The organism is Nocardia ignorata NBRC 108230 (assembly GCF_001612905.1).
In the GTDB taxonomy this organism is placed as follows: domain Bacteria; phylum Actinomycetota; class Actinomycetes; order Mycobacteriales; family Mycobacteriaceae; genus Nocardia; species Nocardia ignorata.
This window is the reverse complement of sequence record NZ_BDBI01000017.1, coordinates 209,507-231,287: the sequence shown is the minus strand read 5'-3', so window position 1 is coordinate 231,287 and position 21,781 is coordinate 209,507. Positions and strand designations below refer to the sequence as shown.

Here is a 21,781-nt window from a genome sequence, read left to right as displayed (position 1 = left end):
GGCCGACATGTCGACTACTTCGCTGGTCTCATGACCGATGCCGATGCGATCGTGCTGGCGGGAGGGCGGGCCAGCCGGATGGGTGGGATCGACAAGCCCGGGATCGTGATCGGTGGGCGGTCGATGCTCGAGGCGGCGCTCGGGGCGGTGAGCGACTGCGGTGAGGTGGTTGTCGTCGGTCCGCCGCGACCCGAACTCGACGCGCGGATCAAGCAGGTGCGTGAGGTGCCGCCGGGGTCGGGGCCGGTGTCCGCCATCGGCACCGGGCTGGCCGCGCTCGGGCCCGATTCGGCACCGTGGATCGTTGTGCTCGCGGCCGACATGCCGTTCCTCACACGCGACACCGTGCGCGAATTATTGCTCCGCGCAGCCGAATCCACCGCCGAAGCGGTGTTCGCCATCGATGCGTCGGGGCGCCCGCAGTACCTGGTCGGCGTGTGGCGGCGCACCGCGCTCACGGCGGCGCTGGCAGGTTTGGACGCCCTGGTGAACCAGCCGATGAAGGCGATCATCCCCACCGAGACGGCACTGGTCGAACTGCCGGGCACCACCGACTGCGATACCGAGGAGGAAGTGCGCCGGGCACGCGAGTCCGTCGACAACGACGCCCGCCTCGACCTCACCGAAGCCAGGAATCGCATCGCCGGCGCACTCACCCCGTTGATCGCCTACGACGCCGCTTTCGCCGACGTACCCGGCGCCGGCCTGGCCGAACCGGTGGTCGCGGCGGGCGCGCTGCCGCGCTTCGACGTCTCCGCCATGGACGGCTACGCCGTGTGCGGTGACGGCCCGTGGCGACTGCGCCGCGATGTCGGATTCGCTGGTGGCGCAAGACCGCTCGGACTGTTGCCCGGTGAGGCGGTGCGGATCGCGACCGGTGCGCACGTGCCCGACGGAACCACCTCCGTGCTGCGCGACGAATTCGCCGTCGTCACCGGCGACGATCTGGCACGGCGACCCGGCACCCCGATCCGAGGCGATGTGCGGCGCAGCGGTGAGGACCTGCGGGTCGGTGATCAGGTCGCCCCGGCGGGCACCCGGGTGACGGCGGCGCTGCGCTCGGCCGCCGCCTCGGTGGAGGTGACAACGGGTTCCGTCCGTGGGCCCGTCCGCGCTCGAATAGTGATGACCGGTGACGAGATCCGCAGCACCGGCCCGCTGCAGACCGGCCAGACTCGCGACTCGATCGGCCCCGTCCTGCCGGACCTGCTCACCGGCTGCGGTGTCCGCGTGGTCGACCGGGTGCACCTGCGCGACACCGCGCACAGCTTCGACGACATGCTCACCGTCACAACCGGTCTCGATCTACTGGTAGTGGTCGGCGCCACCGGTGGCGGCGCCGCCGACCAGTTGCGTACCGCGCTGGCGCGCACCGGTGCCCGCATCGTCGTCCCGAGACTCGCCCTGCGCCCGGGTGGTTCGACCGTCGTAGCCGAATTGCCCGATGGCCCGACGGTTCTCGGCCTGCCCGGTAATCCTTTCGCCGCCATCGCCGTACTACTCGCCCTCACTCCGGCGATCGTCGCGGCCCGCACCGCGTCGGCGCCGCCGCGCACCGTTGTCGGCCCGCTGCACAATGCCGCCGAAATCGCCGCACCCGTCACCCGCATCACGCCCGCGCGCTACGCCCCCGGCGGCGGCTGGATCGGTGACCCGAATATCCGCACCGCCCACCTGGGCGGTCTCGTCGACCGCGACGGACTGGTCGTGGTCGCACCATCGGCCGAAGACGGCGACCTCGTGGAATTCCTCCCGCTTCCGAGTTGAAACAATGTCGCCGGAATTACCGTCGGTGACTGCCGAAAATGCCGGGACACGCCGAATATCCGCTGGTAGGAATGCTATTTATCGTTCAACTCTACCGCCGCGACGACTCGATGCCTATCGTTGAGCAAGTCAGGCGTACCCCGCCTCGAAAAAGGCGGAATTACGCCGGACATCCGAATTAGGCGAAGTATTCATCCCTCGGAAAGGACCGTGTGGAGATGGCTGAGAAGTCGAAGAAAACGCCGAAAAAGATGCCCAAGCAGATGCCCCGCCAGCAGCAGGAGCAGCGGCAGGAGCAAGAGCAGGACTCGCAGCGGATGACGCGAGCAGGCCAGGATGATCGGCGCGAGCCGCGCCGCCCAGGCAGCCACTGACCCACGCGTGTCGACGAGCCGCCGGTACCGGTACCGGCGGCTCGTCCGTGCCCCGGGCTGGTCGGATATCGTCTATCGGCGGAATGACCGTTTCGCAGTGAGGACACCCGATGGACGACAGTTCCCTGACCTGGGACGACGGTGCGCTCGTCACCATCGACCAGCGTGGGCTGCCGCACGAGGTGCGTGAGCTGCGGTTGACGACCGTCGATCAGGTGATCGACGCCATCACCACGCTCGCCATCCGTGGTGCGCCCGCCATCGGGATCGCGGGGGCGTTCGGGGTGGTCATCGCGACCCGCGCTCACACGAAGGTCGTCGACGCCGCCACCCAGGCCGTCGCCGAACATCCCGAAACCGCGACGCGGACGGACGGTGCGCATTCCGCGGGCACGCGAGCAGGTGAGCCTTCCGACGCCGCGATGCGGCCGGGCGTTGTGCATCCCGCAGGCGTGACGCAGGCGGACGACGAACATGGCTGCGGGGCCGCTGAGCAGGTAGGACAGCGCAGCGCGGCCGTCTCGCGCGAAGCGGTGCGAGCGGGTGTTTCGGGCAGCGGAGTGGTCGACGTTGCGGCGGTGGAGGCCGAGGCGGATCGGATCGCGGCGGCGCGACCCACCGCCGTCAACCTGGCGTGGGCGGTCGAGCGGGTGCGGGCACGGATTCCCGAAGGTGCCGACGCCGTACTGACCGAAACCCTCGACATGCTCGCCGAGGACGGCCGGGTCAACCTGGCCGCCGCCACCCACGCCGCCGACCTGGTGCAACAGCTCTGCGGTGACCGGCCGCTCCGCCTGCTCACGCACTGCAACACCGGGCGTCTGGCCACCAGCGCGGTGGGTACGGCCATCGGCGCGCTGCGGGTGCTGCACGAGCGCGGCGCGGTCACCGATGTGATCGTGGACGAGACCCGGCCGCTGCTGCAGGGTGCGCGGCTCACCTCGTGGGAGCTGGCCGAGGCGGGTATCCCCCACCGGCTCACCATCGACTCGGCCGCCGCGTGGGCGATGGCAACGGGACAGGTGGACGCGGTGCTCGTGGGTGCCGACCGGATCACCGCCAACGGCGATGTCGCCAACAAGATCGGCACCTTCGGTCTTGCCCTTGCGGCGCGTCATCACGGCATCCCGTTCATCGTCGTCGCCCCGGAGTCCACCCGCGATACCGCGATGGCGACCGGCGCGCAGATCGTCGTCGAACAGCGGGCCGCCACGGAGGTCACGGGGTTCGGTGGGGTCGAGGCCGCACCGGCAGGCACCGCCGTGTTCAACCCGGCCTTCGATGTGACACCGGCCGACCTGGTCACCGCGGTGGTCACGGAGAACGGTGTGGTCTACCGCAACGCCGAGAACGGCCACGCCGCGAGCTCGAAGAGCGACATGGCCGGACGCGCGCTCGCCGCCGTCGCTCGTCAGCTCTACGAGCGCGGCTGGATGCCCGGTACGGCAGGCAACATCTCGGTGCGATCAGGGAGCGACGATGCGCTGATCACCGCCAGCGGATTGTCGAAAGGCGAACTGACCGAGCGCGATGCGGTGCGCGTCCGCGTCGCCGACACCACCGCTTACCCGGGTCAGGACCGAAAACCCTCCGCCGAGACCAGCATTCACACCGCCGTGTACCGCACGCGCGATGCCGGTGCCGTCGTGCACGTGCACTCACCGTTCGCCACCGCCCTGGCGACCACCGCCCGGCCGGGTGACACCGTGCGGGTCAGCGGGTACGAACTCATCAAGGGTTTCGGGCTCGACGATCCGTCGACCGTGGATGTTCCGGTGTTCGCGAACTGGCCCGACGTCGCGCGCATCGGCGCCGACATCGAGTACTACCTGCGCGAGAATCCCGGTGCCGCACCGATTCTGTTCATCACCGGGCACGGCATCACCGCCTGGGGTGACACTCTTGCCCAGGCGCGTGATCGCGCCGAATGTCTGGAAGCACTGTGCGAGTTGATCGCCCGCACCGGACGTACCGACGCCACTCCTTTCGAGATCGGACCGAGATGACCCTGCTGCAAGTGATGGCGGCCGACAATGCCGCCGATGTCCGGGTGCGGACCACCGACACCGCCGAGATCGGTGCCGAGCTGTCGAAGCACGGCATCGCCTTCTCCCGCTGGGAGGTGCTCCCCGACGCCGCGACCACCGACTCCGACACCCTGCTCGCCCATTACGCGCCGCGGATCGCCGAACTGAACGCGTCGGGTCGCTACGAGCACATCGATATCGCCCGCATCCACCCCGACGACGACAACCCCGACTGGCCCGCCACCGCGGCGGGTGCTCGCACCAAGTTCCTCGACGAGCACCGGCACGCCGAGGACGAGGTGCGTTTCTTCGCCGCCGGTCGCGGCTGCTTCTACCTGCACATCGACGACGCGGTGCTGGCCACGGTGTGCGAGGCGGGCGACCTGCTTTCGGTGCCCGCGGGCACCCTGCACTGGTTCGACATGGGCCCCCGCCCCGATTTCGTCGCCATCCGCTTCTTCGAGGAGGCCGACGGCTGGATCGGCGACTTCACCGGCGACAAGATCAGCGCCGGTTTCCCCACCCTGGACGAGTTGCTCGCGTGATCCGCGCGATCGTCCTCGATATCGAGGGCACTACCAGCCCCACCGATTCGGTACGCACCGACCTGTACGGTTATACCGAGAAGCGTCTGCCCGCCTGGCTGGCCGAGAATGCCACTGGTGCAGCCGAATCCGTGATCGCCGCCACCCGAGAACTGTCCGGCGAGGCGACCGCCGATACCGCACGGATCGCCGAAATCCTCACCGGCTGGCTGCATTCCGATGTGAAGGCCGAGCCGCTGAAAGCTGCCCAGGGCGCCATCTGCGCGGAGGGCTTTCGCGTAGGCGACTTGCACGGCCGCTTCTTCGACGACGTCGCCCCCGCCCTGCGCGCCTGGCACGCCGCGGGCCACACCCTCTACATCTATTCCTCGGGATCCGTACGCAACCAACGAGATTGGTTCACCTACGCCGACCCCGGCGACCTCTCACCCCTCATCACCGATCACTTCGACCTGGTGAACGCCGGCCCCAAACGCGAACCCGCCTCCTACGAAACGATCACCACCCGCATCGCGGTCGCGCCGCGCGAAACCCTGTTCCTGTCCGATCACCCGGACGAACTCGATGCGGCCGTCACCGCCGGTTGGCGTGCCGTCGGCGTCCACCGCCCCGGCGAGCCGAATCCCTCACGCCCACCGCACAGGTGGGTCGGATCGTTCGCGGAGGTCGACCCCGCCGCGATGACCGAACAGTAGGCCTCGGCGAGCACAAGGAAACGCGCCGAGGTCCCGGTGTGGACCTCGGCGCGCCGAATCACTCGGTGACAGTAACCTTTACGCGTTCGCGTTCCGGTTCGTAGGTCTCCCAGAAGGTGGCGTTGCGGATACCGAGAGCCTTCGGATCGAAGACCGGGTCCTTGCCTTCCTTCTTCTGCTTCTCGAAATCGCGCAGGGCCTTGTAGGCGGGCTGCTGGATGATGATGATGCCGATGATGTTGAGCCAGGCCATCAGGCCGACGCCGATGTCGCCGAGGGTCCAGGCGTCGGTGGCCGTCGACAGCGCACCGACGGCGACCGACACCAGGATGAGGGCCTGCAGGACCAGCGTGGTGTTGGCGCCGACGGTGCCACGGATGACGGGGACCGGCTTGGCCGCGGCCTTGCCGACCAGGAAGCGCAGGTTGGTGTCGGCCATGTAGTAGTAGGCGATGATCGTGGTCAGGCAGAAGAACGCCAGCGAGATCGCGACGAAGGTCGAGCCGAAACCACCCCACAGGGTGTCGACCGCATGCTGGGCGTAGGCGGGGCCGACCGCGGCGTCCGACGGCAGCACTCCACCGTCGGCCAGGACCTTTCCGTCGGCGGACTCACCCTCGAAGACCCGGTAGGCGCCGGTCGACAGGATCAGTAGACCGGTGGCGGTGCAGACGAACAGGGTGTCGATGTACACGGCGAAGGCCTGCACCAGACCCTGCTTGGCGGGGTGGGACACCTCGGCGGCGGCCGCCGAGTGCGGGCCGGTGCCCTGGCCTGCCTCGTTGGAGTACACACCGCGCTTGACGCCCCACATCACGGCCGCGCCGATGATCGCGCCGAACGCCGCGTCGGCGCCGAGGGCGCTGCGCACGACCAGGGCGAGGATCTCCGGGATCTGGCCGGCGTTGTCGAACACGATGACCATGGAGATCAGGATGTAGCCCACCGCCATGAACGGCACGACGACCGCTGCGAAGGCGGCGATGCGTTTGACGCCGCCGATGATGACGAACGCGAGCACGATCACGGCGCCGAGGGCGACCACCCATTCCGACACGCCCCAGGCCTGGTTCATCGCGGCCGCCATGGAGTTGGACTGCACGCTCGGCATGAGCAAACCGCAGGCCAGTACCGTCACGGCGGCGAAGATCACCGCGTAGACCTTGAACAGTGGGGCGGCCTTGGTGTGCGACATCGCCCGGTGGAAGTAGTAGGCGGGCCCGCCACGGTACTCACCGGTGAGCGGGTCGCGGGTCTTGTAGATCTGGCCGAGGGTGCATTCGACGAAGGACGTGGAGGCGCCGAGGAAGGCCACTGCCCACATCCAGAACAGCGCACCCGGCCCGCCGAAGGCGATGGCGGTGGCGACGCCCGCGATATTGCCGGTGCCGATCCGCCCCGACAGCGACATCGCCAACGCCTGGAACGACGACACTCCGGAGGCGGACTTCTCGCCGCGCAACAACAGCCGCACCATCTCCGGGATCTGGCGGACCTGGACGAACCTCGAACGGATCGAGAAGTACACCCCCGCGGCCAAGCACAGATAGATCAACGAGTTGCTCCAGATATAACCGTTGATCGTGGTCAAGAACTCAGCCACTCGCTCGTACTCCCTGATAGCCATCGATGGACGTCAGACATGATCGCATGTCCGGTAACCGCTGGTTAGCTGAGTACATATTGTTCGTCTGCCCGCCCCGCTCTCGGGCGTGGATCGAAGCGACGCAGGTCACTGTGGGTGTGTAAACAAATGTAAACCGTCCGAGAACCCGTCGTTTCCGAAGCATCACCGCGTCGGTGCCGAACCGCCTCGCGAGCGCCGGGAAAGGCCGGTCGGGTTGGGATTTTCCCTGGTCGTGGCGGGTGTGGTGGGTGAGCGTCGGGTTACTGGGGTGACCAGCACATTTCGCCCACCTCACAACGCACAAAGGTCCGATCCGGGGTGTGAGAAGTTCGTTTTGCCCGGCGGGACCGCCTCCTTACAGTTGGCCTCAACAGCCCGATTTCACAAGCTCGAAGGGGGCGTCGTGGTTAATTCGCGCACTCATGGTCCGTCGCCCACCGATTTCGGTGACAGTCTGCTGACGCTCGGAAAGTACTTTCAGCGCGGTGAGGTTTCCGCGGATCAGCGGTCGGTGTTCAAGGTCGGTGGGCGCGATGCAGACGCGTTCTACCGCGACCGGTGGTCGCACGACAAGGTGGTGCGCTCGACCCACGGCGTGAACTGCACCGGTTCGTGCTCGTGGAAGATCTACGTCAAGGACGGCGTGATCACCTGGGAGTCCCAGCAGACCGACTACCCCTCGGTGGGCTCGGACAAACCCGAGTACGAACCGCGCGGCTGCCCACGTGGCGCCTCGTTCTCCTGGTACACCTACTCCCCCGCCCGCGTGCGCTACCCGTATGTGCGCGGCACCCTGCTCGATCTGTACCGCAAGGCCAAGGCCGAGTCGAAGGACCCGGTGCTGGCCTGGGAGTCGATCGTCGAGGATCCGGTCAAGGCCAAGGCGTACAAGAACGCTCGAGGCAAGGGCGGGTTCGTGCGCGCCGAGTGGTGGGAGGCGGCCGAGATCGCCGCTGCCGCACACGTTTACACGATCAAGCAGTACGGTCCCGACCGCGTCGCCGGTTTCTCGCCGATTCCGGCGATGTCGATGGTCAGCCACGCGACGGGCGCGCGTTTCGTGTCGCTGCTCGGCGGCTACATGCTCTCGTTCTACGACTGGTACGCCGACCTGCCGGTGGCCTCGCCGCAGGTGTTCGGTGACCAGACCGACGTGCCGGAGTCGGCCGACTGGTTCGACGCGGGTTACCTCATCATGTGGGGTTCCAATGTCCCGGTGACCCGCACGCCCGACGCGCACTACATGACCGAGGCGCGGTATCGCGGCCAGAAGGTCGTGGTGGTCTCCCCCGACTACGCCGACAACACCAAGTTCGCCGACGAGTGGGTGGCCGCACGCCCCGGTACCGACGCGGCGCTGGCGATGGCGATGGGGCACGTGGTGCTCAAGGAGTTCTTCCTCGAGAAGCAGACTCCGATGTTCCTGGACTACATCAAGTCCTACACCGATTTGCCGTACCTGATCTGTCTCGACGAGGCGGCGGATCAGGGCGGCGCCCTTCCCGGCAAGTTCCTGACGGCGGCCGATCTGGGCCACACCGACGAGAACGCCGCACACAAGCCGGTACTGCTCGATCAGGTGGGAAATCCGGTGGTGCCCAACGGTTCTCTGGGACACCGCTTCAACGAGGCCGATGCGGGCAAGTGGAATCTCGACCTCGAAGGGGTCGACCCGCTGCTCACCCTGCTCGGCCATTCCGACGAGGCGCCGACCACCATCGCGCTGCCTCGCTTCGACACCGACACCGCCGCACCCATCATCCGTGGCGTGCCGACGAAAACCGTTGCGGGCAAACGGGTCACCACCGTCTTCGACCTGCTGCTGGCTCAGTACGGCCTCGGTCGTGACGGCTTGCCCGGCGAGTGGGCCAAGGGTTACGACGACGCCGAGTCGCCCTACACCCCGGCCTGGCAGGAAACCATCACCGGCGTACCCGCCGTGCAGGCCGCGCGCATCGGCCGCGAATTCGCCGACAACGCCGAACGTTCCGGTGGCCGCTCGATGATCCTGATGGGCGCGGGCACCAACCACTGGTTCCACTCCGATCAGATCTACCGCGCGTTCTTCACCCTCACGCTGCTCACCGGTTGTCAGGGCAAGAACGGCGGCGGCTGGGCCCACTACGTCGGCCAGGAGAAGTGCCGGCCGGTAACAGGTTGGGCCACACTGGCTTCGGCGAGCGACTGGCAGCGCCCGCCGCGTCAGATGCAGGGCACCGTGTTCTGGTATCTGACCAACGACCAGTGGCGCTACGACCCGTTCACCTCGGACTCGTTCGCGTCCCCGCTGGGCAAGGGCAAGTTCGCCGGTCGTACCGCCGCCGACAACATCGCGCTGGCGAGTCGTCTCGGCTGGATGCCGAGCTACCCGACGTTCAACCGCAACCCACTGGACATGGCCGACGAAGCAGCCGCCGCGGGTAAGACCCCCGGTGAGCACGTCGTCGACGGACTCAAGTCCGGTGACCTGCGTTTCGCCTGCGAAGACCCGGACGCTCCCGAGAACTTCCCGCGCGTGCTCACCGTGTGGCGGGCCAACCTGCTCGGCTCCTCGGGCAAGGGCAACGAGTACTTCCAGAAGCATCTGCTCGGCTGCGGCTCCAACCTGCAGACCACCGACGCCACCGGCGTGCGCCCGCAGGAGCTGGAATGGCGCGAGGAAGGCGCCGAGGGCAAGCTGGACCTGCTACTGGCCCTGGATTTCCGCATGACCAGCACCACCCTGTTCGCCGACATCGTGCTGCCCGCCGCCACCTGGTACGAGAAGCACGACCTGTCCTCCACCGACATGCACCCCTTCGTGCACGCTTTCTCCCCCGCCATCTCCCCGCCGTGGGAGGCCAAGACCGACTTCGAGGCGTTCCACCGCATCGCGCGCGGGTTCTCCTGGCTGGCCGAAAAGCACCTGGGCACAAGGAAAGACATCGTCGCGGTGCCGTTGCAGCACGACTCGCCGGATGCGCTGGCGCAGGCGGGCGGCAAGGTGCTGGACTGGAAAGCCGGTGAGTGCGAACCGATCCCGGGTAAGACCATGCCCAAGATCGTCGAGATCGAACGCGACTACACCAAGATCGCCGAGAAGCTCGCGGCGCTCGGCCCGCTGGTCGACACGCTCGGGGTGACCACCAAGGGCATCACGACCTACCCGGACAAAGAGGTGGAGTACCTCGCGGGCAAGAACGGCACCGTGGTGTCGGGGATCGCGGCCGGGCGGCCGTCGCTGGCCAAGGACACCTTCGCCGCCGAGACCATTCTCGCGCTGTCGGGCACCACCAACGGCCGTCTCGCCGTCGAGGGATTCCACCAGCTCGAACGCCGCACCGGCACCAAACTGGCCGACCTCGCCGCCGAGGCCGAGGGCAAGCAGATCACCTTCGCCGACACCCAGGCGCGTCCCGTTCCGGTCATCACCTCGCCGGAGTGGTCCGGCAGCGAGAGCGGCGGGCGCCGGTACTCGCCGTTCACCATCAATGTGGAGCGGCTCAAGCCGTGGCACACCCTCACCGGGCGTCAGCACTTCTACCTCGACCACGACTGGATGATCGAGCTCGGTGAGCAACTGCCGATCTTCCGTCCGCCGCTGGACATGTCGGCGCTGTTCGCGGAGCCGAGCATCGGCAATGTGAGTGGCAACGGGCTCACCGTGCGCTACCTGACCCCGCACTCGAAGTGGTCCATCCACTCGGCCTACCAGGACAACCTGCACATGCTCACGCTCTCGCGTGGCGGTCAGACGATCTGGATGTCGGATGTGGACGCGAAGAAAATCGGTGTGGCTGACAACGATTGGATCGAGGCGATCAACCGCAACGGTGTGGTCGTGGCCCGCGCGATCGTCTCACACCGCATGCCCGAGGGCACGGTGTTCATGTACCACGCCCAGGACCGCGCGGTCGACGTGCCGCGTATCGAGGGCGCCGAGGACACCACCTCCGAAGCCAAGGGCAAGCGCGGCGGTATCCACAACGCGCTCACCCGGGTGCTCATCAAGCCCTCGCACCTGATCGGCGGCTACGCCCAGCAGTCGTTCGCGCTGAATTACCACGGCCCCACCGGAAACCAGCGCGACGAGGTCACCACCATCCGCCGCCGCAACCAGAACGTGGAGTACTGACATGCGCGTTATGGCTCAGCTCGCCATGGTCATGAACCTGGACAAGTGCATCGGCTGCCACACCTGCTCGGTCACCTGCAAGCAGGCGTGGACCAATCGCGGTGGCACCGAATACGTCTGGTTCAACAATGTGGAAACCCGTCCGGGACAGGGCTATCCGCGCCAGTATGAGGACCAGGAGAAGTGGAAGGGTGGCTGGACGCTCAACAAGCGCGGCAAGCTCACCCTGAAGTCGGGGTCGCGGTTCAAGCGGCTGATGAACATCTTCGCCAACCCCGATCTGCCGACGGTCGACGACTACTACGAGCCGTGGAGCTACGACTACGACAACCTGCTGTCGTCGCCGCCCACCGACACCACCCCGGTCGCCCGGCCGAAGTCGCTGATCACCGGTGAGGACACCAAGGTCACCTGGGGTGCGAACTGGGACGACGACCTGGGTTCGGGCCCCGAGCAGGTCGGCAAGGACCCCTTGCTCGGCAAGCTCGAGGACAAGGTGAAACTGGAGTTCGAAGAGACCTTCATGTTCTACCTGCCGCGCATCTGCGAGCACTGCCTCAATCCCTCGTGTGCCGCGTCGTGCCCGTCGGGCGCGATCTACAAGCGCGAGGAAGACGGCATCGTGCTCGTCGACCAGGACAAGTGCCGTGGCTGGCGCCAGTGCATCACCGGCTGCCCGTACAAGAAGATCTACTTCAACCACAAGACGGGCAAGGCGGAGAAGTGCACCTTCTGCTACCCGCGCGTGGAGGTCGGCATCCCGACCGTGTGCTCGGAAACCTGTGTGGGCCGGCTGCGCTACATCGGTGTGATGCTCTACGACGCCGACGCGGTGCTCGAGGCGGCGCAGGTCACCGACCCGCAGGATCTGTACACCTCTCAGCTCGGTGTATTCCTCAACCCGCACGACCCGCGCGTGATCGCCGAGGCGGAGAAGGCCGGTATCTCGCCGGAATGGATTGCCGCCGCGCAGGATTCGCCGGTGTACAAGCTGATCGTCGACTACCAGCTCGCGCTGCCGCTGCATCCGGAATACCGCACCATGCCGATGGTCTGGTACGTGCCGCCGCTCTCGCCCGTGGTGGATGTGCTCACCGAGACCGGCCACGACGGCGAGGACGCGCGCAACTTGTTCGGCGCCATCGATGCCCTGCGCATTCCGGTCGGCTACCTGGCGGAGCTGTTCACCGCCGGTGAGATCGGCCCGGTGCGCGCGTCGCTGCAAAGGCTGGCCGGGATGCGGGCTTTCATGCGGTCGGTGAACCTCGGTGAGGAACCCGATTCGGGTATCGCGCCCTCGATCGGGCTCGAGCCCGAGGAGATCGAGGCGATGTACCGGTTGCTCGCCATCGCCAAGTACGAGCACCGTTACGTGATCCCCAGCGGCGCGACTTCTCGTGCGCACGAACTGGATTCGCTGGCCACCGGGTGCAGTCTCGACACCGACGGCGGGCCGGGCATGACGGCGTTCGACCAGGTGGTGGAGAAGTTCTCCCTCGCCGACACGAATCAGGCCGCGCCGGAGGAGAAGTCGGGGCGGATCAACCTGCTCAACTGGGACGGTCGCTCCACCGCGGGTCTGCTGCCCGGCAGCGACAACGGCAACGGCAACGGCAACGGGAATGGCGACGGCCACACCGGCAACGGCGCCGGATCCGGTGGTGGAGGCAACGGCGCCGCCGCCACCGACCCGGCCGTCAGCGGGGTGCCGCAATGAGTCTGCTCTCGATCCGCCGGCGTCCCGAGCCCGTCCTCGCGCTGGCCGAGCACGAGCGTCGCATGGTCTGGCGCCTGGCCGCGCTGCTGCTGGACTATCCCGGCGAACAGACCTTGGCCCTGCTCGACCAGCTCTGCTCTGCCGCAGCACAATTGCCCGACGAAGTGCGCGGGCATTTCGAGCCGGTACTCGCCTACCTGCGCGACACCCCGGACATCGAGGTCGCCCAGAGCTATGTCGAGACCTTCGACATGCGTCGCCGCGCCAGCCTGCACCTGACGTTCTATGCCTACGGCGACACCCGCAAACGCGGCATGGCACTGCTGCGTTTCAAGCACGCCTACCGCCAGGCCGGCGCCGAACTCGGCGACGAGGAGCTGCCCGACCACCTGCCGGTGCTGCTCGAGTTCGCCGCCACCGTCGACCCGATCGGCGGTGAACGCCTGCTCGGCGAACACGTGCCGGTCCTGGAGCTGCTCCGGTTGTCACTGGGAGACAACAACTCTCCGTACTCGGGTGTCCTCGCCGCCGTCCTGGCGACTCTGCCACCGGTGACCACAGCCGACCGCCGCCGCATCGCCGAACTCGCCGCCCAGGGCCCGCCCGAGGAAGAGGTCGGCCTGGAACCCTTCGCCATGGATCCCGCCCTCTTCGACGCCACAGAAGGACGCCGATGAACGCCACCATTCCGCTCCCCGAAGGCCTGTGGCTGATCCTGCCCTACATCGCCGCGACTTCCTTTGTGCTGGGCCATGTCTGGCGCTACCGGTTCGACCAGTTCGGATGGACCACGCGGTCGTCGCAGATCTATGAATCCAAGCTGCTACAGCTGGGCAGTCCGCTGTTCCACTTCGGCATGCTCGGGGTGTTCGGCGGGCATGTGATGGGTCTGCTGATTCCGCAGTCGTGGACGGCGGCGCTCGGGATCTCCGAGCACACCTATCACCTGGTCGCGGTCGGCGCGGGTTCCGTCGCGGGCCTGATGGTGGTGGCCGGAGTCGCCATCCTGTGTTATCGCCGCATCGTCGTGCCCGCCGTGCGCAAGGCGACCAGCCGCAACGACATCATGATGTACACGCTGCTGACGTTGGCGCTGGTCACCGGGCTGCTCAACACCTGGGGCTCGAATTTGCTGTGGGGCACCTACAACTACCGCGACACCGTGTCGCCGTGGTTCCGCAGTCTGTTCACCATCGACCCGGAGCCGGGGCTGATGGTCGGCGTGCCGTGGACCTTCCAGCTGCACGGACTGGTGGTGCTCGCCCTGGTCGCGGCCTGGCCGTACACCCGGCTGGTGCACATGTTCAGCGCGCCCATCGGGTACCTCACCCGCCCGTACATCGTGTACCGGCGCAAGGAAGTGGACACCAAGGACAAGACCCGTTTCGCCAAGGCCTGGGACGCCCCGGTGACTCCCGATCGCTGGTAGCTCACCTTTTCGCCCGGTGAGTGGGCGATACCGTTGCGACCCACAATTGAAACGTGTTTCACTTCGGGCATGAGCGATGTCCTCGCGCCCGCCCGCCTCGGTCCCCTCACCCTGCGCAACCGCGTGCTCAAGGCGGCCACGTTCGAGGGGCGCACCCCCGACGCCCTGGTCACCGACGAGCTGGTGGAGTTCCATCGGGAGGTCGCCGCCGGTGGGGTCGGGATGACGACAGTCGCCTATTGCGCGGTCGCGCCGGGCGGGCGCACCGATGCGCACCAGATCTGGATGCGGCCGGAGGCGGTGCCAGGGCTGCGGCGGCTCACCGATGCCGTGCATGCCGAGGGTGCGGCCGTGAGCGCGCAGCTCGGGCACGCGGGGCCGGTGGCGAACGCACGGTCGAACCGGGCGCCCGCGCTGTCTCCGAGCCGGATGTTCAATCCGCTGGGGATGCGGTTCACCAAGGTGCCCGACGCACTCGCCATCGCCGAGGTGGTCGAAGCGCACGCGCGGGCGGCCCGCTTGGCACGGGAGTCCGGATTCGACGCCGTCGAGGTGCACCTGGGCCACAACTACCTGGCCAGCGCCTTCCTGAGTCCGCTGCTGAACCGGCGCCGCGACGAATACGGCGGTTCGCTGGCGAACCGGGCACGGGTGGCGCGGGAACTGGTGCGCGCCGTGCGCGACGCGGCGGGCGACGACATGGCGGTCACCGCCAAACTCACCATGGAAGACGGTGTGCGCGGCGGTTTCTCGATCGAGGAGTCGTTGCGGGTGGCGGGCTGGCTGCAGGACGACGGTGCCGTCGACGCCATCGAACTCACCGCGGGTAGCTCCCTGCTCAACCCGATGGCCATCTTCCGTGGCGATGCACCGCGGCGGAACTTCGCCCGTGCCCTGCCGATTCCGGTGCGCTGGGGTTTCCAGCTCGTCGGCGGCAAGTTCTTGCGCGAATACCCTTATCGCCCTGGCTATCTGCTCGACAAGGCGCGGCGCTTCCGGGCGGAGCTGACGATGCCGCTGATCCTGCTCGGCGGCATCACCGACCTGGCGGGTGCCGAACAGGCCCGCACCGAGGGCTTCGATTTCGTCGCGATGGGGCGGGCCCTGCTCCGCGAACCCGATCTCGTCCGCCGCTGGCAGTCCGACCGGGCGACTCCGTCGCTGTGCACGCATTGCAACGAGTGTGTGCCGACCATCTACTCGAAGACCCGCTGCGTGCTGCGAACCTCCTGACACCGATCAATCTGCGGGGTTCACGTCGTCTGCATCATGGGACGCCGGCTCGGCACCACGGCGCCCGGTGATCGAGGGTGCCACGGAGGTTCACGTGCCCGATTCCCGTGCCGCGCTGTGGGCGCTGCCGCACGCCGAACGCGCCTCTCTCGCGGACGACCTCGCCCGCCTCGACGACGATCAGTGGAGTTCGCCGTCGCTGTGCGGTGGGTGGACTGTCGAAGACGTGGTCGCGCACCTCACGGCCGGTGCGAGTACCGGCCGGATGCGCTGGCTGGTGAGCGTTCTCGGGGCACGCTTCGACTTCGACAAGCACAACGAGCGACGCAAGGCCGAACACCTCGGGACGACACCAGCCGAAACCCTCGACGGGTTCCGGGCGGTCGTCGACAGCACCACCGCACCTTCGGGCGATACAGCCGCATGGCTCGGGGAAATCGTGGTCCATGCCCAGGACATCCGCAGCCCCCTGGGACTCACCACCACGCCGTCGATCGAGGCGACCACCGCCGTCGCCGAATTCTTCGCCGGGCGCGACTTCACCGTCCCCAGCCGGACCCTCATCGAAGGCCTCCGTCTGGAGGCGACCGATGGTCCCTTCACCCACGGCACCGGACCACTGGTCCGCGGAACGACGATCGCACTGACCATGGCGATGGCGAGCCGAGTGACCTACTGCGACGACCTCACCGGCCCCGGCCTCCCCACGCTGCGCGACCGCATCACCGGCAACCAGAACTGAATCGACGCCGGTCCCGGCCGAGGCGATCGGCCTGTCCCCCGACACCGGACTGACACGTTCGCGCTTTCGTCCCCCGCAGTGTCGGGCTGGATGTCAGGCTCCGGCGCCCAGAGCTTTGCGAACGGTGTCGAACCAGGCCTGGGTGCCGGCCAGGCCCGCTTCGATGTCTTTGCGTCCGCCGTGGAAGCCGAAGAGTTCGGCGGCGTAGCGGCTGAGGACCGTCCCCTCGGACTCCTCGAGTTCGGCGAGGACGTCGGTGTCGCCAAGGAGGTAGGCAACAGTGGCGATCTGACCGTCCGGCCACTCGTCGCGGTGGGCGGCCCAGCCGTCGGCGCGGACCGCGCGGGCTCTTGCGAGCAGCTCCGCGCGCAAAGCATCGCGGTCGGCGTCGGTCGGCTTACGGGGTTTGCCCCAGCTGATCCGTTTCACATCCGACATGTCGAGTCCTCTCGCCTGTACACACGACCCATGGACCGAGTCTTGCACGGCGACCGAGTGAGTTGATTTGATGAAGATCTTCTCAACGTATCATCGACTTAGTAGCTGTCTGGACCAAGGAGACGCAGGACCATGCGCGAAGCTTCAACTGTGCCCGTACCGACCACCGCGGGCGACCACGGCGGCGTTCTGCGGTGCCGATACGGCACGGTCGACGATTTTCGGATCGAGCAGTTCCTCGACGGCATCGGCGCCTTCGCGGGAGCGGGCGCGAACGTCATCGTGCAGCTCGCGAACCGGCCCGTCGGCTACGGCGTCGTCGAGAGCACGGTCGATTCGGGCCGCGCCGATGTGCACCCGTGGAAACGCCTGCGCACCACGCTGACCTACATCGCGGTGGCGATGCTCGGCACCGAGGACGACCGCACCATCTATCGCGAGGCGGTCGGCAGCGTTCATCGCCATGTCCGCTCGGCTCCGGGCGCCGCGGTCGGGTACAACGCCTTCGATCCCGAGCTGCAGAAGTGGGTGGCGGTCTGCCTGTGCTGGGGTGTCCTCGATCTCCACGAACGCCTGTACGGGCCGCTGGACCGCGACACCAAGGAGGTCTTCGTCCAGTACGGCGCCAAATTCGGCACCGGCCTGCAGATGCGACCCGGCATGTGGCCCGCCGACCTGGACGAGTTCGAACGCTACTTCGAAGCCGGGCTGGCGACCATGCGGATCGATGACGTAGTCGCCGAATACCTGCGCAAGCTGATCGGATTGCGCAATGTTGCGCGGCCACGCCGCCTCGCGGACTTCCACCGCTTCGTCGTGATCGGTCTGCTGCCCGAACCCATGCGCGCCCAGCTCTATCTGCCGTGGACCGACGCACAGGAACGACGGCACCGGATCCTGTTCCGCGTGATCGGCGCCGTCTACGGGCGGCTGCCCGTGCGCGCGCGGCTGTTCCCGTACTCGACGGTGCTCTGGGACATGCGGCGACGCCACCGGCTCGGGCGCCCGCTCGTCTGAGTACGGTGAGGCAGTGAGCAGACTGCTGGCCCGGATCCGCAGCCACGGCGGCGTGGAACGGGACAACGCCGATGTCCTGAACGGCGCCCTGGCCGCGTTCCTCGACTTCGGCATCAAACGCACAAGCATGGCCGAGGTGGCCCGCCGCGGCGGGCTGTCCTTGGCCACGCTGTACCGCCGGTTCGGCGGGAAGGACGACGTCGTCCAGGCTGTCGGGCTCTGGCAGGTGCGCTGCCTGCTGAACGAGGCCGACCAATCTATGCGCAGGCAAGCCGAGGACGGCGCGAGCGCCGAGGACCAGATCGTCGAGCTGTTCGTCGTCTTCGCCCTCGGTCTGCGCCAGAACCCGCTGCTGGATCGTCTGCTCGCCACCGACGCCGCCGCCGTGCTGCCCTATCTCACGACCGGCGGTTCGCCGGTGATCGAACTCGGCCGTGACTTCCTCGCCGAGTTCATCACCCGATTGCAGCAGCAGGGCAAACTGCCCGCCTACGATCCGCTGCCCGTCGCCGAGATGGTGGCGCGCACGGCGTTGTCGCTGGTGCTGACCAGGCCGACTGTCATACCGCTCGACGACGAGGCGGCGGCGCGCCGGTTCGCCCGCGATCACATCGCACCGGGGTTCCGCCCGCCGCGCGCACCATAGCGCACCCAGCCGACGGAACCCGCCGACGACTACTTGCCGAAGCGACGCCGTCCGCGCGCACCGGTGGCACGCATCGCGTTGCGCATGAACCCGAAGCTCTTCAGGCTGTACGGGTACCAGACCAGTTCCTTCTTCTGCGTCGGCAAGGCAGGCGCGGTGATCGCCTGCTTGCGGCAGTACTTGCGCACACCGTCGGCTCCGCCGAATCGGTAGCCGGTGCCGGACTGACCCCAACCGCCGTGCGGGAGCGCGAAATTGAACAGGTTGATGGTGGCGTCGTTGATGTTCACCGCGCCGACCGCCAGCCGCCGGGCAATGGCCTGGCCGCGGGACTTGTCGCCGGTCCACACCGAGGCCGACAGACCGTACTCGGAGTCGTTGGCGAGGCGGACGGCCTCGTTCTCGTCGGCGACCTTGATCACCGGGATGGTTGGGCCGAAGGTTTCCTCGGTGATGCACGACATCGAATGATCGACGTCGACCAGCACGGTCGGTTCGAAGAAGTTGCCCTCCCCCGTCGCCTTTCCGCCGGTGAGTACGCGCGCACCCTTGGCGATCGCCTCTTCCACGTGGCGGGTGACGATCGCGACCTGTGCATCGTTGGCGAGCGGGCCGACATCGATGGTGCCCGCTCGGTCGTCACGACCGAGCCGCAGCGACTCGACGTGGGCGACCAGCTTGTTCACGAACTCGTCGTACACCGGGGCTTCGACGTACACCCGCTCCACCGACACGCACAGCTGCCCGGCATTGGTCAGGGCACCGAAGGTGATGCCGTTGACCGCGCGCTCGAGGTCGGCGTCGGCCAGCACGATCGCCGGGTCCTTGCCGCCCATCTCGAGGCTGTAGGGGCGCGTGCGTTCCGCGCACGCGACGGCGATCCGGCGCCCGGTGCCGCCGGAGCCGGTGAATTGGACGAAGTCCGAGTTGTCGACCACCGCGGCGCCGGTGTCACCCGCCCCGGAGACGATCGTGAACACGGGCGGCGCGCCGATCTCGGCCCAGCCGCGAGCCAGGAGCAGTGGCGTCAGCGGGGTCACCTCCGACGGCTTGAGCAGCACCGCGGCGCCCGCGGCGAGTGCCGGAACGACATCGGCGGTCACCATGGCGAGCGGGAAGTTCCACGGCGTGATGATGCCGACCACGGGGTACGGCACGTATGCGGTGGTCAACTTCTTGACCCGCATCAACGGGGTGTGCGGGCGCACGTCGGTGTCGGCGAGGAACTCGGCCGCGTTGCGCGCGTAGTAGCCGAGGATATCGACGGTGAAGGCGACTTCCACCTCGGCCTCGACCCGAGGCTTTCCGGATTCGTCCTGAATCGAGTCCGCCAGTTCGGCCGCATGGTCGAGCACCCAGTCCTGGAGCTTCAGCAGCCACTGCTTGCGGCCGGCCGGGGTGATCGACTGCCATCTCGGCTGCGCCTTGCGCAGCGCGGCGGCTGCCGCGGCGACCTGCGCCGGGGTGGCGACGGCGACGGTGCCGACCGTCTCTCCGGATGCCGGGTTACGCACGATGAGCTCGGCGTCGACGATGGGCGTGGCGGAATCAGACACTTGTTCTCCCGGCTGACCGAATAGGACTCCACCTCACTGTAGACAGCCTGAGAGAATTTGCATATCACTCTTTCAAATAAGCGTCACGCCTTGACGGCGGCCGGGCGGTGCGGCTGATCGGCGGCGCGGAGGAACTCCCCGACGCGCTCGGTTCCGAGGACCGGATCGGCCGCACCTCGGCCGAACACATAGCGCCCGTTCACGAACACCGCGCGCACCGTCTCGTCGTTGCGGTTGACCATGCGGGAGAGGCCGCCGTACACCGCGACGGGACTCTCGGCGTAGGCGTCGAGGGTGTCGTCGAGGTGGGCGGGGTCGATGACGACCGCGTCGGCACGATCGCCGAGTCGCAGATGGCCCGCGTCGAGGCCGTACCAGTCGGCCAGCTCACCGGTGAGCCGGTGCACGGCGTGCTCGACGGACATGAACGGCCGCTCCCCCGCGGCGGCGACTCGGCGCAGCAGGCGAAGGCCGAAGTTGTAGAAGGCCATATTGCGCAGGTGGGCGCCCGCATCGGAGAAGCCGAGCTGCACCGACGGGTCGGCGGCGAGTACATCGGCGACCTCGGGGCGGTGGTTGGAAATAGTTGTGCGCCATCGAAGTTTGTCGCCGTGCTCCACCACCAGATCGAGGAAGGCGTCGACAGGGTGCAGCCCACCCCGGTCGACACCGACCTGACCGAAGGTCTTGCCGAGCACTGTGTCGTCGGGGCAGGCGACGATATCGGCATCGAAGAAGTCGCGGTGCCAGACGCGCGGACCGTACTTCTTCTCGTAGTCCTTGCGGAAGGCGCGACGGTAGTCCTCGTCGCACAGGAGGTGGCGCTGCTCGTCGAGCTGGTCGGACAGGTGCAACGCGGCGGCGCCGGAACCGAATTCCTCGAACACGGGCAGCGAGATGCCGTCGGAGTACACCTCGAAGGGCACCGGCAGATGTTGCCAGCGAAAGTCGCCGTCGAGTCCGTTGATGATCTTGCCGAGGGCGGGGAACATCTTCGCCGCGCCGGGCACCGCCTTCACATCGGCAGCCGACAGCAGGCTCACTTTCAGCGGATTGCGCCACAGCCCGATGCTGGAGGCCGCCATCGACACCAGGCTCACCGGGTTCCCGACGTCGGGTCCGCCCTGCAGCGCGCGACCGCGCTTGCGCAGGATGTCGTTGAGCCGGTGCCGTTCCCTGCTCTTCGCATACGTCGACGGCAGGGTCCGCGACCGGCACTGCACGCCGTCGAGCTTGTCGAAAAGCAGTTGCTGGGAAGACATTCCGACGAAACCGGCGTCCAAAGCCGCGCCGAGCATGCGTTCCATCTCGGCCAGCTCTTCGGCGCTCGGCTTCACCTCCTTGCGGGTGGCCCGGTCCAAGCCCATGACCGCGGCCCGCATATCGGAGTGGCCGATGAAGCCGGCCAGATTCGGACCGAGCGGCAGCTGCTCGAGCGCCTCGATGAATTCTGTTGCGGTGACCCAGGTTCGATGCTCGTCCAGCGCACTGACGACGTAGTCACGGGGAATGGCCTCCACCCGCCCGAACAAATCACCGGCCGTCTCGCCGTCGACGTGGACGGTCGAGAGCGAACACGATCCGAGCAGCACGGTGGTGACGCCGTGGCGTACCGACTCCGACAGCGAGGGCTCGAGCAGCACCTCCACGTCGTAGTGGGTGTGGATGTCGATCATCCCGGGAATCACCCACATACCCTCGGCGTCGACCACCCGGGGACAACCTGTTTCGTCGAGGGGGGTCTCGGAGATCGCGGCGATTCGGCCGTCGCGGATGCCGAGGTGGCGGATCGTGGAGGCGGCGCCGGTGCCGTCGAACCAGCGGCCGCCCTTGATGATGCTGTCGAACATGTCC

At 67.6% G+C, this 21,781-nt stretch carries 17 protein-coding genes; 13 read left to right on the top strand and 4 right to left on the bottom strand.

Annotation, left to right across the window (positions count from 1 at the left end; genetic code table 11):
- Nucleotides 1-30 precede the first annotated feature (30 nt).
- The 5 genes from NI2_RS16060 (at nucleotide 31) to mtnC (ending at nucleotide 5,408) form a co-directional block, all read left to right on the top strand.
- Nucleotides 31-1,767, top strand: a complete 1,737-nt coding sequence (locus tag NI2_RS16060) for an NTP transferase domain-containing protein (protein ID WP_067491565.1) — start codon at nucleotides 31-33, stop codon at nucleotides 1,765-1,767.
- Between the two features lie 218 nt (nucleotides 1,768-1,985).
- The gene (locus NI2_RS33850; protein ID WP_157104667.1) at nucleotides 1,986-2,141 is read left to right on the top strand and encodes a hypothetical protein; all 156 of its coding nucleotides are present in this window, start codon (nucleotides 1,986-1,988) and stop codon (nucleotides 2,139-2,141) included.
- Between the two features lie 110 nt (nucleotides 2,142-2,251).
- Nucleotides 2,252-4,147, top strand: coding sequence for a bifunctional S-methyl-5-thioribose-1-phosphate isomerase/methylthioribulose 1-phosphate dehydratase (locus NI2_RS16055; protein ID WP_067491563.1), 1,896 nt, complete (start codon nucleotides 2,252-2,254; stop codon nucleotides 4,145-4,147).
- Nucleotides 4,144-4,713 carry a 1,2-dihydroxy-3-keto-5-methylthiopentene dioxygenase gene (locus NI2_RS16050; protein WP_067491561.1) on the top strand — a complete coding sequence of 190 codons (570 nt, stop codon included), beginning with the start codon at nucleotides 4,144-4,146 and terminating at the stop codon, nucleotides 4,711-4,713. Before NI2_RS16055 ends, NI2_RS16050 begins: the two co-directional genes overlap by 4 nt.
- A complete protein-coding gene (mtnC, locus tag NI2_RS16045) occupies nucleotides 4,710-5,408 on the top strand; it encodes an acireductone synthase (RefSeq protein WP_067491559.1) in 699 nt (232 codons plus the stop codon). Before NI2_RS16050 ends, mtnC begins: the two co-directional genes overlap by 4 nt.
- 58 nt (nucleotides 5,409-5,466) lie before the next feature.
- Here mtnC and NI2_RS16040 read toward each other — a convergent pair whose 3' ends face one another.
- Nucleotides 5,467-7,011, bottom strand: a complete 1,545-nt coding sequence (locus tag NI2_RS16040; RefSeq protein WP_067491557.1) for an alanine/glycine:cation symporter family protein — start codon at nucleotides 7,009-7,011, stop codon at nucleotides 5,467-5,469.
- Nucleotides 7,012-7,438: 427 nt separating this feature from the next.
- Here NI2_RS16040 and NI2_RS16035 point away from each other — a divergent pair, with 427 nt between their 5' ends.
- The 6 genes from NI2_RS16035 (at nucleotide 7,439) to NI2_RS16010 (ending at nucleotide 16,270) form a co-directional block, all read left to right on the top strand.
- A complete protein-coding gene (locus tag NI2_RS16035) occupies nucleotides 7,439-11,149 on the top strand; it encodes a nitrate reductase subunit alpha (protein WP_067491555.1) in 3,711 nt (1,236 codons plus the stop codon).
- A gap of 10 nt (nucleotides 11,150-11,159) precedes the next feature.
- Nucleotides 11,160-12,866, top strand: coding sequence for a nitrate reductase subunit beta (narH, locus tag NI2_RS16030; RefSeq protein ID WP_067491553.1), 1,707 nt, complete (start codon nucleotides 11,160-11,162; stop codon nucleotides 12,864-12,866).
- A complete protein-coding gene (gene narJ / locus NI2_RS16025; protein WP_067491551.1) occupies nucleotides 12,863-13,543 on the top strand; it encodes a nitrate reductase molybdenum cofactor assembly chaperone in 681 nt (226 codons plus the stop codon). Before narH ends, narJ begins: the two co-directional genes overlap by 4 nt.
- Nucleotides 13,540-14,295 carry a respiratory nitrate reductase subunit gamma gene (gene narI / locus NI2_RS16020; protein WP_067491549.1) on the top strand — a complete coding sequence of 252 codons (756 nt, stop codon included), beginning with the start codon at nucleotides 13,540-13,542 and terminating at the stop codon, nucleotides 14,293-14,295. Before narJ ends, narI begins: the two co-directional genes overlap by 4 nt.
- Before the next feature lie 69 nt (nucleotides 14,296-14,364).
- Nucleotides 14,365-15,528, top strand: coding sequence for an NADH:flavin oxidoreductase (locus tag NI2_RS16015; RefSeq protein WP_067491547.1), 1,164 nt, complete (start codon nucleotides 14,365-14,367; stop codon nucleotides 15,526-15,528).
- A gap of 94 nt (nucleotides 15,529-15,622) precedes the next feature.
- Complete coding sequence (locus tag NI2_RS16010; protein WP_067491735.1) at nucleotides 15,623-16,270, top strand: maleylpyruvate isomerase family mycothiol-dependent enzyme; 648 nt, start codon at nucleotides 15,623-15,625, stop codon at nucleotides 16,268-16,270.
- Nucleotides 16,271-16,363: 93 nt separating this feature from the next.
- On the opposite strand, the gene NI2_RS16005 is transcribed toward NI2_RS16010, so the two are convergent.
- Nucleotides 16,364-16,708 (bottom strand): hypothetical protein, encoded by a 345-nt coding sequence (locus NI2_RS16005; protein ID WP_067491545.1) that lies wholly within the window; start codon nucleotides 16,706-16,708, stop codon nucleotides 16,364-16,366.
- A 132-nt stretch (nucleotides 16,709-16,840) separates the two neighbouring features.
- Between NI2_RS16005 and NI2_RS16000 the strand changes: the two genes are divergently transcribed.
- Both NI2_RS16000 and NI2_RS15995 read left to right on the top strand, forming a co-directional pair.
- A complete protein-coding gene (locus tag NI2_RS16000; protein WP_084476455.1) occupies nucleotides 16,841-17,725 on the top strand; it encodes an oxygenase MpaB family protein in 885 nt (294 codons plus the stop codon).
- A gap of 13 nt (nucleotides 17,726-17,738) precedes the next feature.
- On the top strand, nucleotides 17,739-18,371 hold the full coding sequence (locus NI2_RS15995) for a TetR/AcrR family transcriptional regulator (protein WP_067491542.1): 633 nt from the start codon (nucleotides 17,739-17,741) through the stop codon (nucleotides 18,369-18,371).
- A 29-nt stretch (nucleotides 18,372-18,400) separates the two neighbouring features.
- On the opposite strand, the gene NI2_RS15990 is transcribed toward NI2_RS15995, so the two are convergent.
- A complete protein-coding gene (locus tag NI2_RS15990; protein WP_067491540.1) occupies nucleotides 18,401-19,927 on the bottom strand; it encodes an aldehyde dehydrogenase family protein in 1,527 nt (508 codons plus the stop codon).
- An 83-nt stretch (nucleotides 19,928-20,010) separates the two neighbouring features.
- A complete protein-coding gene (locus NI2_RS15985; protein WP_067491519.1) occupies nucleotides 20,011-21,777 on the bottom strand; it encodes an N-acyl-D-amino-acid deacylase family protein in 1,767 nt (588 codons plus the stop codon).
- Nucleotides 21,778-21,781: the final 4 nt, after the last annotated feature.

Excerpts from the sequence above, each read along its gene's own strand:
- NI2_RS16005 (WP_067491545.1), bottom strand. The coding sequence starts at position 16,708 with ATGTCGGATGTGAAACGGATCAGCTGGGGCAAACCCCGTAAGCCGACC.
- NI2_RS16060 (WP_067491565.1), top strand. The coding sequence starts at position 31 with ATGACCGATGCCGATGCGATCGTGCTGGCGGGAGGGCGGGCCAGCCGG.
- narH (WP_067491553.1), top strand. The coding sequence starts at position 11,160 with ATGGCTCAGCTCGCCATGGTCATGAACCTGGACAAGTGCATCGGCTGC.
- narJ (WP_067491551.1), top strand. The coding sequence starts at position 12,863 with ATGAGTCTGCTCTCGATCCGCCGGCGTCCCGAGCCCGTCCTCGCGCTG.
- NI2_RS15985 (WP_067491519.1), bottom strand. The coding sequence starts at position 21,777 with ATGTTCGACAGCATCATCAAGGGCGGCCGCTGGTTCGACGGCACCGGC.
- NI2_RS16000 (WP_084476455.1), top strand. The coding sequence starts at position 16,841 with ATGCGCGAAGCTTCAACTGTGCCCGTACCGACCACCGCGGGCGACCAC.
- narI (WP_067491549.1), top strand. The coding sequence starts at position 13,540 with ATGAACGCCACCATTCCGCTCCCCGAAGGCCTGTGGCTGATCCTGCCC.
- NI2_RS16055 (WP_067491563.1), top strand. The coding sequence starts at position 2,252 with ATGGACGACAGTTCCCTGACCTGGGACGACGGTGCGCTCGTCACCATC.
- NI2_RS16015 (WP_067491547.1), top strand. The coding sequence starts at position 14,365 with ATGAGCGATGTCCTCGCGCCCGCCCGCCTCGGTCCCCTCACCCTGCGC.
- NI2_RS16050 (WP_067491561.1), top strand. The coding sequence starts at position 4,144 with ATGACCCTGCTGCAAGTGATGGCGGCCGACAATGCCGCCGATGTCCGG.
- NI2_RS33850 (WP_157104667.1), top strand. The coding sequence starts at position 1,986 with ATGGCTGAGAAGTCGAAGAAAACGCCGAAAAAGATGCCCAAGCAGATG.